14 protein-coding genes are annotated in these 14,903 nt (G+C 63.8%); 11 read left to right on the top strand and 3 right to left on the bottom strand.

The features are described from left to right. Nucleotides 1–127: 127 nt before the first annotated feature. The 4 genes from AC30QB_RS14710 to AC30QB_RS14725 all read left to right on the top strand — a co-directional run bounded on the left by AC30QB_RS14710 (nt 128) and on the right by AC30QB_RS14725 (nt 5,875). Nucleotides 128–850 carry a helix-turn-helix transcriptional regulator gene (locus AC30QB_RS14710; RefSeq protein WP_489546984.1) on the top strand — a complete coding sequence of 241 codons (723 nt, stop codon included), beginning with the start codon at nt 128–130 and terminating at the stop codon, nt 848–850. 354 nt (nt 851–1,204) lie between these two features. Further along, nucleotides 1,205–2,464 (top strand): HlyD family secretion protein, encoded by a 1,260-nt coding sequence (locus AC30QB_RS14715; protein ID WP_489546985.1) that lies wholly within the window; start codon nt 1,205–1,207, stop codon nt 2,462–2,464. A 10-nt stretch (nt 2,465–2,474) separates the two neighbouring features. After that, on the top strand, nt 2,475–4,598 hold the full coding sequence (locus tag AC30QB_RS14720) for a peptidase domain-containing ABC transporter (RefSeq protein ID WP_489546986.1): 2,124 nt from the start codon (nt 2,475–2,477) through the stop codon (nt 4,596–4,598). A gap of 11 nt (nt 4,599–4,609) precedes the next feature. Beyond that, the gene (locus tag AC30QB_RS14725) at nt 4,610–5,875 is read left to right on the top strand and encodes an HD-GYP domain-containing protein (RefSeq protein ID WP_489546987.1); all 1,266 of its coding nucleotides are present in this window, start codon (nt 4,610–4,612) and stop codon (nt 5,873–5,875) included. On the opposite strand, the gene AC30QB_RS14730 is transcribed toward AC30QB_RS14725, so the two are convergent. Then, the gene (locus AC30QB_RS14730) at nt 5,814–6,149 is read right to left on the bottom strand and encodes a YkgJ family cysteine cluster protein (RefSeq protein WP_489546988.1); all 336 of its coding nucleotides are present in this window, start codon (nt 6,147–6,149) and stop codon (nt 5,814–5,816) included. The genes AC30QB_RS14725 and AC30QB_RS14730 overlap by 62 nt on opposite strands. 158 nt (nt 6,150–6,307) lie before the next feature. On the opposite strand from AC30QB_RS14730, the gene mnmG reads away from it, so the two are divergent. From mnmG to AC30QB_RS14755, 5 genes are read left to right on the top strand one after another with little or no spacing between them, the layout of a single operon-like run. After that, nucleotides 6,308–8,272, top strand: coding sequence for a tRNA uridine-5-carboxymethylaminomethyl(34) synthesis enzyme MnmG (mnmG, locus tag AC30QB_RS14735; protein ID WP_489546989.1), 1,965 nt, complete (start codon nt 6,308–6,310; stop codon nt 8,270–8,272). Then, entirely contained in the window at nt 8,262–8,915 is a 654-nt protein-coding gene (gene rsmG / locus AC30QB_RS14740; protein WP_489546990.1) for a 16S rRNA (guanine(527)-N(7))-methyltransferase RsmG, read from the top strand. The genes mnmG and rsmG overlap by 11 nt, the downstream gene beginning before the upstream one ends. Before the next feature lie 14 nt (nt 8,916–8,929). Further along, nucleotides 8,930–9,541: a LysE family transporter gene (locus tag AC30QB_RS14745; protein ID WP_489547035.1), complete on the top strand. Its 612-nt coding sequence runs from the start codon at nt 8,930–8,932 to the stop codon at nt 9,539–9,541. Between the two features lie 24 nt (nt 9,542–9,565). Further along, nucleotides 9,566–10,348, top strand: a complete 783-nt coding sequence (locus tag AC30QB_RS14750) for a ParA family protein (protein WP_489546991.1) — start codon at nt 9,566–9,568, stop codon at nt 10,346–10,348. Continuing rightward, nucleotides 10,348–11,139, top strand: coding sequence for a GNAT family N-acetyltransferase (locus tag AC30QB_RS14755; protein ID WP_489546992.1), 792 nt, complete (start codon nt 10,348–10,350; stop codon nt 11,137–11,139). The genes AC30QB_RS14750 and AC30QB_RS14755 overlap by 1 nt, the downstream gene beginning before the upstream one ends. Before the next feature lie 7 nt (nt 11,140–11,146). Here the strand turns inward: AC30QB_RS14755 and AC30QB_RS14760 are convergent, their stop codons facing one another. Both AC30QB_RS14760 and argC read right to left on the bottom strand, forming a co-directional pair. Continuing rightward, on the bottom strand, nt 11,147–12,103 hold the full coding sequence (locus AC30QB_RS14760; protein WP_489546993.1) for a glycosyltransferase: 957 nt from the start codon (nt 12,101–12,103) through the stop codon (nt 11,147–11,149). A gap of 305 nt (nt 12,104–12,408) precedes the next feature. Then, on the bottom strand, nt 12,409–13,350 hold the full coding sequence (argC, locus tag AC30QB_RS14765; RefSeq protein WP_489546994.1) for an N-acetyl-gamma-glutamyl-phosphate reductase: 942 nt from the start codon (nt 13,348–13,350) through the stop codon (nt 12,409–12,411). 46 nt (nt 13,351–13,396) lie between these two features. Here argC and AC30QB_RS14770 point away from each other — a divergent pair, with 46 nt between their 5' ends. After that, nucleotides 13,397–13,966, top strand: coding sequence for an RBBP9/YdeN family alpha/beta hydrolase (locus AC30QB_RS14770; RefSeq protein WP_489546995.1), 570 nt, complete (start codon nt 13,397–13,399; stop codon nt 13,964–13,966). Nucleotides 13,967–13,997: 31 nt separating this feature from the next. Beyond that, complete coding sequence (locus AC30QB_RS14775; RefSeq protein WP_489546996.1) at nt 13,998–14,891, top strand: ParB/RepB/Spo0J family partition protein; 894 nt, start codon at nt 13,998–14,000, stop codon at nt 14,889–14,891. Nucleotides 14,892–14,903: the final 12 nt, after the last annotated feature.

Consider the following 14,903-nt stretch of genomic DNA (forward strand, 5'->3'; position numbering starts at 1 on the left):
GGTGGTTTGAGAAAAGTGTGGTGAAGTTCGGGTTCTTTGCCGCCGACGCATCGGCCGGCAAACACCTGGGCTTCTGGATCGAATGGCACTTCGGTGCGCTCACCTGGCTTCTGAATTCGCGGAGCGAATGGAGAACATGCTTCAAAGTGGCTACCTGTCCGTGCTGGAGGCTAAGAGCCGTGACGAGTTTCAAGCCGAACTCGTTCGCTTTACAAAGCAGTTGGGTTTTGAAACGGTCTCTGCAACCGCGGTGATTGACCATTTCTTGGGCGATCCTGAGTTCATTACGGTAGACAACACACCGAATGCTTATCGCGAAACCTTTCTGGATCGCAGCCATGCCAAGCGTGACCCGGTCAGTCAGCACTGCAAAACCAAGGGTGTGCCCATCATCTGGGATCAAGCGACCTACCTGAGTGCAGATCGCGGCGAACTTTGGGAGCATCAAGCCCGCTTCGGTTATCGCTTCGGGATTTCCCTCGCATTGCACATGCCCGACGGGCGGCACTTTCTGCTGGGGATCGACCGCGATCAAGCGCTGCCGAAAGATCCTGCAGAGGTCACGCGGATGGTGGCTTCATTGCAGCTGTTTGCCGTACATGCCCAAGAAGCCGCCATGCGGCTTCTTGTTCCGGCATCTTCGGAGGCGGGGTTGCCGACCCTTACGCCGCGCGAGCTTGAAACCTTGCGGTGGACCATGGAGGGCAAGACGGCGTGGGAGGTGGCCAATGTGCTGGGTATCAGCGAGCGAACCGCAGTGCTGCATGCCAACAATGCGATGCACAAGCTCGGCTGCGTCAATAAGCATCAAGCGGTGTTGAAGGCATTGCGTATGGGTTTAATACGTTGACGTGCAGTCGTCGATCCTGAGCTGTTTGTCACCCTGTAAGAGCTGACAGTTACCAGGTGCCCTGGGTGCTGCTGCAATGGCCTCAGTGCACAACGTCTTGTGCACGACGCTTACAGGAGCAGATCATGCAGCCCACGACGAACCAGACCGTTCCCGCCACTTCTTCTGTACCGAATCACGTGGCAAATCGACAGTCAGCCGGTGTGCCCCAAGCGCCATTGCCGCTCGACGTTGAGGCGCTTCGGCAGGTAAGTGGTGGTGTATCAGGACCAGCGGCTGGCTGGTGATTGCGGCCCGGCGTTACTTGGCCTGCCGAGGGCTGCGCCATCTTTACTGCCTCAATGGTTGACTCACATGCCCAGCCTCTTCCGCCCTGAAGTCGTCGAAGGACGACGCCAGGAGTGGCTGGGACGCATTCAGCTGATCCGGCCGGTGTCCCTGACGGTGCTGACAACGCTCGTTGCTGTCACCGCCGTCACGGTCATCGCCTATCTCAGCACCGGCGAGTACACCCGCAAAGCTAGGGTCACCGGGTACCTCGTACCCGACCGCGGGGTGATCCGCGTGGTGACGCCGCAGGCGGCCACCGTGCTGGAGCGCCACGCTGTGGAAGGCCAGTCTGTGAAGCAAGGCGACGTGCTCTTCGTGTTGTCGCTGGAGCGGGCCACGCTCCAAGGCGACACGCAAGCTGCAGTGCAGCAAAGCCTGACCACGCGGGAGCGCAGCCTTCAGGCGTCCAGCAAGCAGCAGACGCAGTTGCAGCAGGCCCAGTCTGTGGCACTGCAGCGCCAGATTGGCGACATGCGGCGCGAGGTGGCGCAAATGGGCGTCGAGGCCGACTTGCAACGTGAACGGCTGGCCCTGGCCCAGCAGGCTCAGGCCCGGCTGGAGTCGTTACGCAAGGAAAACTTTGTGTCATCGGCCCAGGTGCAAACCAAGACTGAAGAGGTGCTCGGCCTGCGCGCGCAGTTGCAAGGGCTAGAGCGGCAAAGTACTGCGCAGCTGCGCGAAATCGGCAACTTGGAGTCGCAGTTGCGCGAGCTACCGTTGCGTACACAAGCGCAACAAGGCGAGATTGAGCGTGACCTGGCTTCGCTTGCGCAAGAGTCGGCCGAGAACGCTGCGCAAACCCGCATCGTGATTCGCGCGCCGCAAGACGGTGTGGTGACGGCCGTGCTCGCCGAGCGTGGCCAGACCGCCACACCGGCCACGGCCCTGGCGAGTCTGGTGCCGGCGGATGCGCGCCTGCAGGCACATCTCTTTGCACCGTCGAGCGCCATAGGCTTCGTGCGCTCCGATCAATCGGTGCTGCTGCGCTACCAGGCCTACCCGTACCAGAAGTTTGGCCACCAGGCCGGCCATGTGATGCAGGTGTCTCGTACGCCGTTGCAAGCTTCGGAGCTCGCGAGCTTGGCTCTGCCAGGCCGCGGTTTGGACACCAATGAGCCGCTGTACCGCATCACCGTGGCGCTGGACCGGCAGGCCGTGCAGGCCTATGGTCAGGCCCAGCCGCTCGTGCCCGGCATGCAGTTGGACGCCGACGTGCAGCTCGACCGGCGGCGCCTGATCGAATGGATTTTCGAGCCGGTGCTGAGCATCGCGGGCCGGGTATGAGCAAGCCGTCATGTTCGAGCGACTGAACCTTGGCCTGGGCGGGAGGCGTGTCCCGTTGATCTTGCAGACCGAGGCCGCTGAATGCGGCCTCGCGTGTCTTGCGATGGTGGGGGCGCAGCACGGCTTGCGCACCGACCTGCCGACCTTGCGCAAGCGCTTCTCGCTGTCGCTCAAGGGCGCGACCATGGCCGACCTGGTGCGCATGGCAGGGCGCCTGCGGCTGAGCCCGCGGCCGCTGCGCGCCGAGATGGAGCACCTGCCTCAGCTGGCACTGCCTTGTGTGCTGCATTGGGATTTGAATCACTTCGTGGTGCTGACCGAGCTGCGTGGCGATTGGGCCACCCTTCATGACCCTGCGCGTGGCATGCGCCGCTTGCGCTTGAGCGAAGTGGCCAAGCATTTCACCGGCGTGGTGCTTGAGCTGTCGCCCGCACCCGACTTCAAGCCGCAGGTGGAGAAGCAGTCGGTCACCACGCGGCAGTTGCTGGGCCACGTGGTCGGCCTGCGCCGCTCGCTGGGGCAGATCTTCGTGCTGGCATTGGCGCTCGAAGCTTTCATGCTGCTGTCGCCCTTCTTCATGCAGTGGGTGGTCGACACGGTGCTGGTGAGCGCCGACCGCGACCTGCTGATCACGCTCGGCGTGGGCTTTGGCCTCTTGGTGCTGGTGCAGGTGGCGACGGGCGCCATACGCTCGTGGGCTGTGCTGTACCTGTCGGCCACGCTCAACCTGCAATGGCTGTCGAACGTGTTTGCGCATTTGATGCGCCTGCCGGTGAGCTGGTTCGAGAAGCGCCATACCGGCGACATCATGTCGCGCTTCGGTGCCATTCAGCAGATGCAGCAGACGCTGACCACCAGCTTCATCGAAGCGGTGCTCGACGGCTTGCTGGTGGTGCTGACCTTTGCAGTGATGTGCTTCTACAGCGTCACGCTCACGGTGATTGCCTTCGGCTCGGTCGCCGTGTATGCCCTGCTGCGCTGGGCGTTCTTTCGCCCGCAGCGCAACGCGACCGAAGAGGCCATCGTGCACGACGCCAAGCGCTCGACGCACTTTCTTGAGTCGCTGCGCGGCGTGCAATCGATCAAGCTTTTCAACCGGCAAGAAGACCGCCAGGCGCAGTTCATGAACCGCGTGGTCGACGCGATGAACGCCAACATCGCCACCCGCAAGCTCGACCTGATGTTCGGTGTGATGCACAAGCTGGTGTTCGGCCTGGAGCGCATTGCGGTGATCTGGGTGGGCGCGTTGCTGGTGATGGACCACCGCTTTTCGGTGGGCATGTTGTTTGCCTTCTTCGCCTACAAAGAAACCTTTGCGCTGCGGGTGAGCGGGCTGATCGACAAGATGGTCGAGCTGAAGATGTTGAAGCTGCAAGGCGAGCGCCTGGCCGACATTGTGCTCACCGCGCCCGAGGCCGAGCCCGACGTGCCCGTGCGCGAAACCGACTTGCCGGCGCGGCTGGAATTGCAGGGCGTGAGCTTTCGCTACTCAGACGCCGAGCCCGATGTGCTGAAAGACGTGAGCCTCGTGATCGAGCCGGGCGAGTCGGTGGCGATCGCCGGGCCGTCGGGCTGCGGCAAGACGACGCTGCTCAAGCTGATGCTGGGCATACACACGCCGCAGCAAGGGCAGATTCTGGTGGGCGGCGTGCCGCTGCGCCAACTGGGCCTGCGCGGCTGGCGCGACATGATCGGCACCGTGATGCAAGACGACCAGCTCTTCGCTGGCTCGATCACCGACAACATCAGTTTCTTTGACACCCATGCCGACCCGGCGTGGGTGACGCAATGCGCTCAGCTCTCGGCCGTACACGACGAGATCGAAGCCATGCCCATGGGCTATCACACGCTGATCGGCGACATGGGTGCCAGCATTTCTGGCGGGCAGAAGCAGCGCATCTTGCTGGCCCGCGCGCTCTACAAGCGGCCGAAGATCCTGTTCCTCGACGAGGCGACCAGTGCGCTCGACGTGGATCGCGAACGCCTGGTGAATCAGGCGATACGCCAGCTCGACCTCACGCGGGTGATCGTGGCGCATCGCCCCGAGACCATGGCTTCGGCCAGCCGTGTGATCGTGCTGAAGGACGGCCATGTTGCACAAGAGCTTCGCACCGTCACCGGCGCGGGGCGATAACACCCGTGTCCATGCATCTGTCCCTTTCGCCGGGGAGCGAGCCCAATCCCCATGCACTTGCCGCGCTGAGCAAGGCCGGTGAGTTGTTTCACATCATCGCGTCGCAAGACATCGTCGACTACCGAGGCGTGAAGCTGTGGGCGCGCGACCAGCCGGTGACGGCCGCGCTGCACCAGCGCTTGCTCGACCGCCGGCTACAGCAGCCGCTTGAGATTTGCCTGCAAGCCGAAGGCGGCGTCACGCTCTTCACGCTGATGCACGACCTGCAGGAGCTGATCGAATCTGACAGCCCCCTGGCGCCGGCCATCAAACCCTGGGCCGCGGTGCTGGTGGCGCAGCTCAAGCAGATCCCCCTGCACTCGGTAGCGCAGTTGCTGCTCACCACGGCCGCCGCCACGCGACCGGCCACGCTGGCGCATGCGGTCACCGGCATGGCTCTGGCGGGTGCCATGCTGGCCAGCCGTGAGGCCAGCCACCACGACATTCGCGTGGCGATGCTGGGCGGCTTGCTTCACGACATAGGCGAGGTCTACATCAACCCGCTGTATCTCGACTATGCGCAGGCACTCGACATCATCGGCCACAAGCATCTGGTGGTGCACCCGCGGGTGGCGCAGATGCTGCTGACCACGCTCACCGACTACCCGCCCTCGCTCGGCCAGGCGGTGGCTGAGCACCACGAGCGGCTAGACCGCTCGGGCTACCCGGCACGCCTGAGTGGCGAGGCGGTGTCAACGCTGGGCCGTGTGCTTTCGGTGGTAGAGGTCACACTCGGCAGCTTGTGCGGCGCGCACGCACCGCTTACGCGCGCGAGCTTTGCGCTGCGCGTGGTGCCAGGTGAGTTCGACCCGCAGTGGGCGGCGTTCGTGTGTGACGCGGCCCACGAAGCGGGTGAAGATTTCGCCGGCGAGGGGCAGTTGGCAGCACCCACGCTCGCCGCGCAGCTGGCCAACATTGACCAGCAGCTCGCCGAAGCGCACCAGCTCGCGCTCGAATTGAATGAGCAGCGCCGCACCTCGAAGATCACCGACGTGGTGACCGATGCGCTGCACCGGCTGGACCGCTTGCGAGTCGCCTGGAATGCCCTGGGCCTGTGGGGCGTGTCGGCCAACGATGCGCCGCCGGCCGAGCGCCTGGAGCTGGAGCTGGCCGAAAGCGAGCTGCGGCAGCGCATGCGGGCGTTCCACCGCGAGTGCCTGCTTCTGAGCGAGGGGCTCACCGAGGCAGAGAAATTCCGCTTGTCGCCGCTGTGGCAGGGCCTGCTCGATCCGGTGTGACGGGTGACGCAGGCGCGGTCTGCCGTTCCATGTGATCTAGCCAACGCAACGCGTGCTCGCGGCTGTTGCCACACATTTCAGCTGCCGGGCGCAGCGATGCGCACACCGCCGGGCGCTCAGGGTGGCCGAAGATGGCACAGGCGTTGTCTGCCGTGAGCTGCACACAGCGCATGCCCGCAGGCTTGCTGATGCCATCGACGAGCGGCATGCCGGGGATGGGTGTGGAGATGGAGGGCGCGATGCAGCAGGCGCCGCAGCCCGTTCGGCAGTTCATGGGCGGGATTATTCGGCAAGGGCACCACGCGCGGCTGAGGCCATAGCACGCAGCGGGTGACGCCAAGAGGCTCGCAGCCTAAAATTCACGCCTTGCCCGTTCCGCTCTGTGTCACCGTACACCCCTGCGAGAGCCGCGGCCCAGCCCCCGGAGTTTCCATGTTGTACCCCCATGAATTCGACGTCATCGTCGTCGGCGGCGGCCATGCCGGCACCGAAGCCGCGCTCGCATCGGCGCGCATGGGCGCCAGCACCTTGCTGCTGACGCACAACATCGAGACGCTCGGCCAGATGAGCTGCAACCCGTCGATCGGCGGCATCGGCAAAGGGCATCTGGTGAAGGAGATCGACGCCCTGGGGGGCGCCATGGCGGCGGCCACCGACGAGGCGGGCATCCAATTCCGCATCCTCAACAGCTCCAAGGGGCCGGCGGTGCGCGCCACCCGCGCGCAGGCTGATCGCATTTTGTACAAAGCGGCGATACGTCGTGGGCTGGAGAACCAGCCCAACCTGACCCTGTTTCAGCAGGCCGTGGACGACCTCATGGTCGAAGGTGACCGTGTGGTGGGCGCCGTGACGCAAGTTGGCATTCGCTTCCGTGCCAGGGCGGTGGTGCTGACCGTAGGCACCTTCCTTGACGGCAAGATTCACGTCGGCCTGCAAAACCATGCGGGTGGCCGAGCGGGCGACCCGCCGGCTGTGTCGCTGTCGGCGCGCCTGAAGGAGCTGAAGCTGCCACAAGGCCGGCTGAAGACCGGTACGCCGCCGCGTCTGGACGGGCGCAGCATCGATTTTTCGGTGCTCACCGAGCAACCCGGTGACCTGAACCCGGTGCCGGTGTTCAGCTTCATGGGTCATGCCTCGCAGCACCCGCGCCAGGTGCCGTGCTGGATCACCCACACCAACGAGCGCACGCACGAGATCATTCGCTCGGGGTTTGATCGCAGCCCGATGTTTACCGGCCTGATCGAAGGCGTGGGCCCGCGCTACTGCCCGAGCATTGAAGACAAGGTCAACCGCTTCGCCGACAAAGACGCCCACCAGATCTTTCTGGAACCGGAGGGCCTGACTACACACGAGTACTACCCGAACGGCATCAGCACCAGCCTGCCTTTCGACGTGCAACTCGCAGCCGTGCGCTCGATGCGTGGGTTGGAAAACGCGCACATCCTGCGGCCCGGCTACGCCATTGAGTACGACTATTTCGACCCGCAGGCGCTGAAGGCGAGCTTCGAGACCAAGTCCATCGCCGGGCTGTACTTTGCAGGGCAGATCAATGGCACCACCGGCTACGAAGAGGCGGGCGCTCAAGGTTTGTTCGCCGGCATCAACGCGGCCCTGCAGGTGCGAGGCAAAGACGCCTGGACGCCGCGGCGCGATCAGGCGTACCTGGGCGTGCTGGTCGATGACCTGATCACCAAGGGTGTGACCGAGCCCTACCGCATGTTCACCAGCCGAGCCGAGTTCCGCTTGCAGCTGCGCGAAGACAATGCCGACTTGCGGCTCACCGAGGCGGGCCGGCAGTTCGGCTTGGTCGATGATGCGCGCTGGGCGGCTTTCAATCGCAAGCGCGACGCAGTGGCGCGCGAAACCGAGCGCTTGAAGTCGACCTGGGTCAACCCCAGCGTCTTGCCCGATGCCGACGCTGAACGCCTGTTAGGCAAGGCTCTTGAGCATGAGTACAGCTTGGCTGACTTGCTGCGCCGGCCAGAGGTCACCTTCGATGCACTCGCCGAGGTTGCTTCCATCGCGAAGCCAAGCGCCGGTGTTTCACGTGAAACACTGGTTTTGGAACTGGGGGAAGGCCTCGCAAGTGAAGTGATCGAGCAGGCCGAGATCAGCATCAAGTACGCCGGCTACATCCACAAGCAAAACGAAGAAGTGGAGCGTACTGTCCATTTTGAAGGGCTGAAGCTTCCGGCCGAGCTGGACTATGCGAAGGTCACCGCACTCAGCTTCGAGGCGCGGCAAAAGCTGGCCTTGCACAGGCCCGAGACCTTGGGTCAGGCATCTCGCATTTCGGGCATCACGCCAGCGACCATTTCGCTGCTGTTGATTCACCTGAAGAAGGGGCGCTTCAAGGGTTTTGCGGCCAACGACGTGTCGGGCCGCGATGCCGCCTGAGCAGCACGAACTGCTGGCTCAGGGTGCGCAGGCGCTGGGCCTGAGCCTGAGCGATGCCCAGTGCGACACCTTGCTGGCCTACCAGGCGCTGCTGGCCAAGTGGAACCAGGTCTACAACCTCACGGCCGTGCGCAAGCCGGCCGACATGCTCACGCACCATCTGCTCGACAGCCTCTCGGTGCTGCCGCCATTGCGCCGCCACTTGGCGGGCAAGCCGGCTCGGCTGCTCGACGTGGGCAGTGGTGGTGGCTTACCGGGCGTGGTTCTGGCGGCCTTGCTGCCGGGGGCTGATGTGACCTGTGTCGACACGGTTGGCAAGAAGGCCAGCTTCATTCGCCAGGCCGCCGCCGAGCTGAAGTTGCCCAATCTGAGCGCGGCCCACGCCCGGGTGGAAGACCTGCGCCTCAAACCCTTCGACGTGATCACTTCGCGAGCCTTTGCTTCGCTTGCTGACTTCACCCGCCTGACCAAACACCTGGTCTCGACAGACGGTGTCTGGATGGCGATGAAGGGCAAGATGCCTGTCGATGAAATCGCGGCCTTGCCTTCAGAATGGGGTGTGTTTCACGTGGAACAGTTGACAGTGCCCGGCTTGAACGCTGAGCGCTGCCTGCTCTGGATTCGACGCACACCATCCCAGTGAGCCCTTTGATGACGCTGCTCGGCATTTCTGATTTCGGAACTTTCTGCTTCTCGATTCTCGTGTTTCTGGCGCTCCCGGGACCAGGCACGTTTGCCTTGCTGACCTCTACCGCCAAGGGTGGCTTTCGCGCCGGCGCCGCTGCCACCATGGGCCTGATCCTGGGCGACCAAGTGCTGCTGTGGATGGCGGTGGCCGGTGTGGCTGCCTTGTTGGCGGCGAATCCGCTGGCCTTTCGGGTGGTTCAGTATGCTGGGGCGGCTTACCTGGCGTGGGTCGGCCTGCGGCTTCTGTTTGCGAAAGAGGGCAGTGCCTCACCCATACGCATCGAGCCACGCCATTACCTTCGCCAGGCCGTGCTCATCACCTTGCTCAACCCCAAGGCCATCGTGTTCTACATGGCTTTCTTCCCACTCTTCATCAACCCGACCACGCACCGTGGGGCCGTCACCTTTGCCGCGATGGCGGCCACCATCGCGCTCATCACCGCCGTCTATTGCCTGATCTTGTGTGCGTTTGCCGGCGCGGTGTCGAGCCAGGTGAGGGCGCACAAGCAGGTGGCGCGCTGGCTTCAAAAGCTGGCCGGTGTCTTCTTGGTAGGCTTTGGCATACGCCTGGCCAGCAATTGATTTCTCTCACCTGACCGGATCTCCATGACCCGCATTTTTTGCGTTGCCAATCAAAAGGGCGGCGTCGGCAAGACCACCACCACCGTCAACTTGGCTGCCGGGCTGGCCAAGGTCGGCCAGCGCGTGCTGGTGATCGACCTTGACCCGCAGGGCAATGCCACCATGGGCTCGGGCGTGGACAAGCGCGCCTTGGAGCTCACCGTGTACGACGTGCTGCTCGAATCGGCCAGCATCGCCGAAGCCCGGGTGCGCAGCGAAAAAGTGGGTTACGACGTGGTGGGTGCCAACCGCGAATTGGCCGGCGCCGAGGTCGAACTTGTCGAGCTGGAGCGGCGTGACAAGCGGCTCAAGGGTGCGATCGCGGCCGTGGCCAATGACTACGACTTCGTGCTGATCGATTGCCCGCCGTCGCTGAGCCTGCTCACGCTGAATGGCCTTTGCAGCGCCCATGGCGTGGTGGTGCCCATGCAGTGCGAGTACTTTGCGCTCGAGGGCCTGAGCGACCTGGTCAACACCATCAAGCAGGTACACGCCAACTTGAACCCCGACCTGCAGATCATCGGCCTGCTGCGGGTGATGTTTGACCCGCGCATCACCTTGCAGCAGCAGGTGAGCGAGCAGCTGAAGGCGCACTTCGGCGACAAGGTGTTCAACACCGTGATCCCGCGCAACGTGCGCCTGGCCGAGGCACCGAGCTATGGCTTGCCGGGCGTGGTGTTTGACCCGGCTTCCAAAGGGGCGCAATCGTTCGTCGAGTTCGCGCAGGAGATGGTGCAGCGCATCGGCGCGGAGCCCGCGGTGGTTTGATGCCGGCCCGGCAAACGCTCAACCCGCAGTTCGACAGCGCCTTGCTGTCGCGGGTAGAAGACGCCGGCCTGAACGCCAGCGCCCCGCCTCAGCAGCGCTGGGTCGATGGCTGGCTGGTGCGCTTTTCTGCGGGCAAGGCCAAGCGCGCTCGCTGCGTGAATGCGGTGGCCAATGGCACGCTGCCCCTGCATGTGCGCCTTTCCCTGTGCGAGCAGGTGTACGCACAGGCCAAGCTGCCGATGATCCTGCGGGTCACGCCTTTCACCCAGCCTGCCGACCTCGACGACACCTTGGTTGCGATGGGCCTGCACCGCATAGACGACACCCGCGTGATGGTGCTCGATCGCCTGGCCGACCTGCCGCCGCCGCCACTGACGTCGGGGCTGACGGTGCACAGCGTCGGCCTGGAGCCCTTTGCGCACCGCGTGGGCTCGATGCGGGGCTCCCCACTTTCGCAGCGCCAGGCCCATGCCGAGCGATTGCTGCATGCGCCAGTGCCCTTCAGCGCCTTCGAGTTGCGTGCCCACGGCGAGGTGCTGGCCTGTGGCCAGTACGCCATCGAGTCTGATCTGGTGGGCTTGTACGACGTGTACACCACCCCGGTGGCGCGCGGCCGCGGCTGTGCACGCCAGTTGTGCCAACAGATGCTGGTGCATGCGCGTGAGCGCGGTGCGCGGCATGCGTACTTGCAGGTGGAGGGTGACAACCACCCGGCGCGTGCCGTGTACCACCGCCTGGGGTTTGCTGATGGCTACGCCTACCACTACCGCACGATGGCGGCTGAGGCCTGACGGCGCGTTAGAGGCTAAGCGGCTCTTCGACTTCAAGAGCTCCCAGCATCAGCGGTGCTTCCGCAAGGTTGTCTGGCAAGTTTCCCCTGTTGGCCCTCACCGTTGAACGCAGAATGTGGTCTAACCGCGCCGCGAATACATCAGTGGTCAATCGCGTGTGGAAGTCTTCCCACCCTGCAATGGCGATTTGTCGCCTCAGCGATGAGTCTTCGAGCAGCTGCACAACGGCATCGGCCCAGTCCTCGACTTGCTCGACTGGCAGCAGGCCGTTCTGCCCGTCTCTAAAGAACAGTGGGTGATCAACGGCACGCGACGCAACAACTGCGACTTGTCCACTGAGGTAAGCAAGTATCTTCCCGAATGATTTTCCTCGGCTGAACTCGTTTTTCGCCGAGACAGGCTGAAGCCCTACCGCTGCTTCAGACACCTTGGCCAAGTACGCGTCGTACGGCATGGCTGGAATGGCCACGCAGACTCCGCCTGCTTGGCGCACCGGTTTGAACCATTCCCGAGCTTCGTCTTCTTTCGTCCCAAAAAGCCAGAAAATGCACCGCGTTCGAGCGCACACGGCCCTCATCACCTCCTGCATGAATGCCGATTCATGCGGGTAGTCCAACGGGGAAACGTGCGCCCATGCAACGATTGGAGCTCGCGCTTCTGGCGGCGTGACGGGCAGGCGCAATGGGCGAGGGGTGCACGTCCACAGTACATGGGCGTTTTCATTGTGCTGCCCCAGGCAGCGCGCCACGAAGCGGCTGCCGCCGACAACAGCTGCCGCATCTTGCGCGCAGCGAGCAATTCTCATCTGGTGCCGAGGATCCAGGTAGTCGGCATCGTCGGCATCCAAGATGCAGAGATACCCCACGTACAAATGAGCCTCGTTCAAAGGATGCCGGGTTTGTTGAAGGAGCACCACATCCGGCTGTTCAAGCCGCAAGATTCGCAGCCGTTGCTTAAGGCTCAAAGGAGCAGGAACGACAACGACCCGCCAACCGCGCTGTCTTAACGACGGCGCCACGAGCCACGCCCTGAGATTGCTGGGTGCTTCCCAGCGTTGTTTGGAGGGGAAGACGACAACACAAGGGCGGCGTCTCGGAGTTCTCCATCGGTGAACGTGAAGGATTGCTTCGTGCACCAAGGATCGGACGCGATGCGCAATCGTGCTTTCAAGCTGGTGGGTAGTTTCCAATTCTTGGTGTCGTCACTGAGGATCTGCATTTAGTCCGGCAGGCGACCGGATGAGCGACATGCACTCGGCACGCCATCAAATCAGAGGCCCAAGCTCTCGTCCAGGGCCAAATGCACGTTCATCGACTGCACCGCCGCGCCGCTCGCGCCCTTGCCCAGGTTGTCCAGCCGCGCCATCAGAATGGCTTGCGTATCGTTGGCAAACACGAAGATGTCGACGCGGTTCGTGTCGTTGCACGCCTGCACGTCGAAGAAACCCGCTTCTACAGAAGCAGGGTCACGCACCGGCAGCACGCGGATAAATCGCTCGCCGGCATAGCGCTCGGCCAAGGCCTGCTGCAGCTTCTCGGGCGTGGTGCCGGCCACCAGTTGTGACAAATGCAAGGGCACACTTACGCTCAAACCCTTCAGGAAGTTGCCGACGATGGGCATGAACACGGGCTTGACCTGCAGGCCGGTGTGCGCGGCCATCTCGGGCACGTGCTTGTGCGTGAGCGTCAAACCATAAGGGCGGGGCGAGTCGAGCAGCGGGTCGCCGCCGGCCTCGTACTGCTCGATCATCTTCTTGCCACCACCCGAGTAGCCGGTGATCGAGCTGGCCGTGATGGGCAGACCGGCGGGCACGAGGCCTGCATCCACCAGTGGGCGCAGTAGCAAGATGAAGGCGCTGGAGTGGCAGCCGGGGTTGGAGATGCGCTTGCTGGCGCGCAGCTTGTCGCGCTGTCCAGGAGCGAGCTCGGGCAGGCCGAAGGCCCAGTCGGGCGACGTGCGGTGCGCCGTGCTGGCGTCGATGACGCAGGTCTTCGGGTTGTTGACCAACGCGGCTGCCTCTTTGGCGGCCACGTCGGGCAGGCAGAGAAAGGCCACGTCGGCAGCGTTCAACAGGCGTGCACGCTCGTCGGTGTCTTTGCGACGCTCGGGGGCGATGCGCAGCACCTCGATGTCGCTGCGGCCGGCGAGATACTCGTTGATGCGCAGCCCGGTCGTGCCTTCCTGGCCGTCCACAAACACGCGGTATGTCATCGTCATCACCTTCAGTTTCAATCAGCCCCAAGGATAAAGCACGCACATGACCGACCCTGAGGTTTTCCCTGTGATCCGCTCACGCGTGCTGTTGTTGCCTGGCTGGCTCAACTCCGATGCCGCCCACTGGCAAAGCCGCTGGGAGCAGCTGCACGGTGATCGGCGTGTCGAGCAAGACGACTGGCAATGGCCCAAGCGCGGCGACTGGATGGCTAGGCTGGAAGAAGAGCTGCTGCTGAGCGACACACCCGCCGTGCTGGTGGCGCACAGCCTGGGTTGCCATTTGGTGGCCGCCTGGGCCGCGCATTCGCAGCACACGCACCGTGTGAAGGCGGCACTGTTGGTGGCGTTGCCCGACGTGGAGCGCGACGACATGCCGCCGCAGCTCGCGCCCTGGCGGCCCATCGTGCGCAAGCGCCTGCCGTTTGCGAGCATGGCCGTGGTCAGCAGCGACGACCCCTACTGCGTGAGCGATCGCGCCGCGCAGATGGCCACCCATTGGGGCAGTGAGCTGATGTCGGTGGGCGCGCGTGGGCACATCAACGGTGAAGCGGGCCTGGGCGATTGGCCGCAGGGCCGCACGATGTTGCAGGCCTTGGTCGGCACGAGTCGCTGAACCGCGGGGCTTCATCGGCCAGAATGCGCCCATGGTCACCAAGAAACCCAAAGGCCTCGGCCTGGGCCTCGAAGCATTGCTCGGCCCCAAAGTCAACGACAACCCCACACCCGCGAACGACGGTACGCCGCGCACGCTGAAGCTCACGCAGCTGCAGCCCGGCAAGTACCAGCCGCGCACGCGCATGGACGAAGGCTCGCTCTACGAGCTGGCCGAAAGCATCAAGGCGCAGGGCATCATGCAGCCCATCTTGGTCCGCCCCGTGGGGCCGAACCGCTTCGAAATCATTGCGGGCGAACGACGCGCGCGCGCCGCCAAGCTGGCCGGCCTCGATGAAGTGCCAGTGCTGGTGAGAGATGTGCCCGATGAAGCCGCCGCCGCGATGGCGCTCATTGAAAACATCCAGCGCGAAGACCTCAACCCGCTCGAAGAAGCGCAAGGCATTGCGCGCCTCGTCAACGAATTCCACCTCACGCACGAGCAGGCCGCGCAGGCCGTGGGCCGCTCGCGCAGTGCCGCGAGCAACCTGCTGCGTCTGTTGAACCTGGCCGAGCCAGTGCAGCAGATGCTGATGGCCGGCGACATCGACATGGGCCACGCGCGCGCGCTGTTGCCGCTTGAAGGCGCACAGCAAATACTGGCAGCCGCCGAAGTAGTCGGCAAGAAACTCAGTGTGCGCGAGGCTGAAAAGCTCGTCGCCAAGAGCATGACCTCGCGACAAAAGCCCCTGCTGCGTGTTGCCAAAGAGAAATCACGAGATATTTCGCGCATCGAAGAAGAACTCTCTGATGCGCTGACCGCGCAAGTCGAGATTCGTGTGAAGAAGCGTACCAAGCGCGGCGAGCAAGGCGAGGTGGCGATTCAGTTCGGGTCGTTGGATGAACTCAACGGCCTGCTCGAAAAACTTGGCTTGTCGAATGCATAGGCGTATCTTGAG

This window comes from Rhizobacter sp. (assembly GCF_046595475.1).
Taxonomy (GTDB): Bacteria; Pseudomonadota; Gammaproteobacteria; order Burkholderiales; family Burkholderiaceae_C; genus Rhizobacter.

What these genes read in the sequence shown, in the direction of transcription:
- AC30QB_RS14710 (WP_489546984.1), top strand. Translation starts at nt 128, where the DNA reads ATGGAGAACATGCTTCAAAGTGGCTACCTGTCCGTGCTGGAGGCTAAG.
- AC30QB_RS14715 (WP_489546985.1), top strand. Translation starts at nt 1,205, where the DNA reads ATGCCCAGCCTCTTCCGCCCTGAAGTCGTCGAAGGACGACGCCAGGAG.
- AC30QB_RS14720 (WP_489546986.1), top strand. Translation starts at nt 2,475, where the DNA reads ATGTTCGAGCGACTGAACCTTGGCCTGGGCGGGAGGCGTGTCCCGTTG.
- AC30QB_RS14725 (WP_489546987.1), top strand. Translation starts at nt 4,610, where the DNA reads ATGCATCTGTCCCTTTCGCCGGGGAGCGAGCCCAATCCCCATGCACTT.
- AC30QB_RS14730 (WP_489546988.1), bottom strand. Translation starts at nt 6,149, where the DNA reads ATGAACTGCCGAACGGGCTGCGGCGCCTGCTGCATCGCGCCCTCCATC.
- mnmG (WP_489546989.1), top strand. Translation starts at nt 6,308, where the DNA reads ATGTTGTACCCCCATGAATTCGACGTCATCGTCGTCGGCGGCGGCCAT.
- rsmG (WP_489546990.1), top strand. Translation starts at nt 8,262, where the DNA reads ATGCCGCCTGAGCAGCACGAACTGCTGGCTCAGGGTGCGCAGGCGCTG.
- AC30QB_RS14750 (WP_489546991.1), top strand. Translation starts at nt 9,566, where the DNA reads ATGACCCGCATTTTTTGCGTTGCCAATCAAAAGGGCGGCGTCGGCAAG.
- AC30QB_RS14755 (WP_489546992.1), top strand. Translation starts at nt 10,348, where the DNA reads ATGCCGGCCCGGCAAACGCTCAACCCGCAGTTCGACAGCGCCTTGCTG.
- argC (WP_489546994.1), bottom strand. Translation starts at nt 13,350, where the DNA reads ATGACATACCGCGTGTTTGTGGACGGCCAGGAAGGCACGACCGGGCTG.
- AC30QB_RS14770 (WP_489546995.1), top strand. Translation starts at nt 13,397, where the DNA reads ATGACCGACCCTGAGGTTTTCCCTGTGATCCGCTCACGCGTGCTGTTG.
- AC30QB_RS14775 (WP_489546996.1), top strand. Translation starts at nt 13,998, where the DNA reads ATGGTCACCAAGAAACCCAAAGGCCTCGGCCTGGGCCTCGAAGCATTG.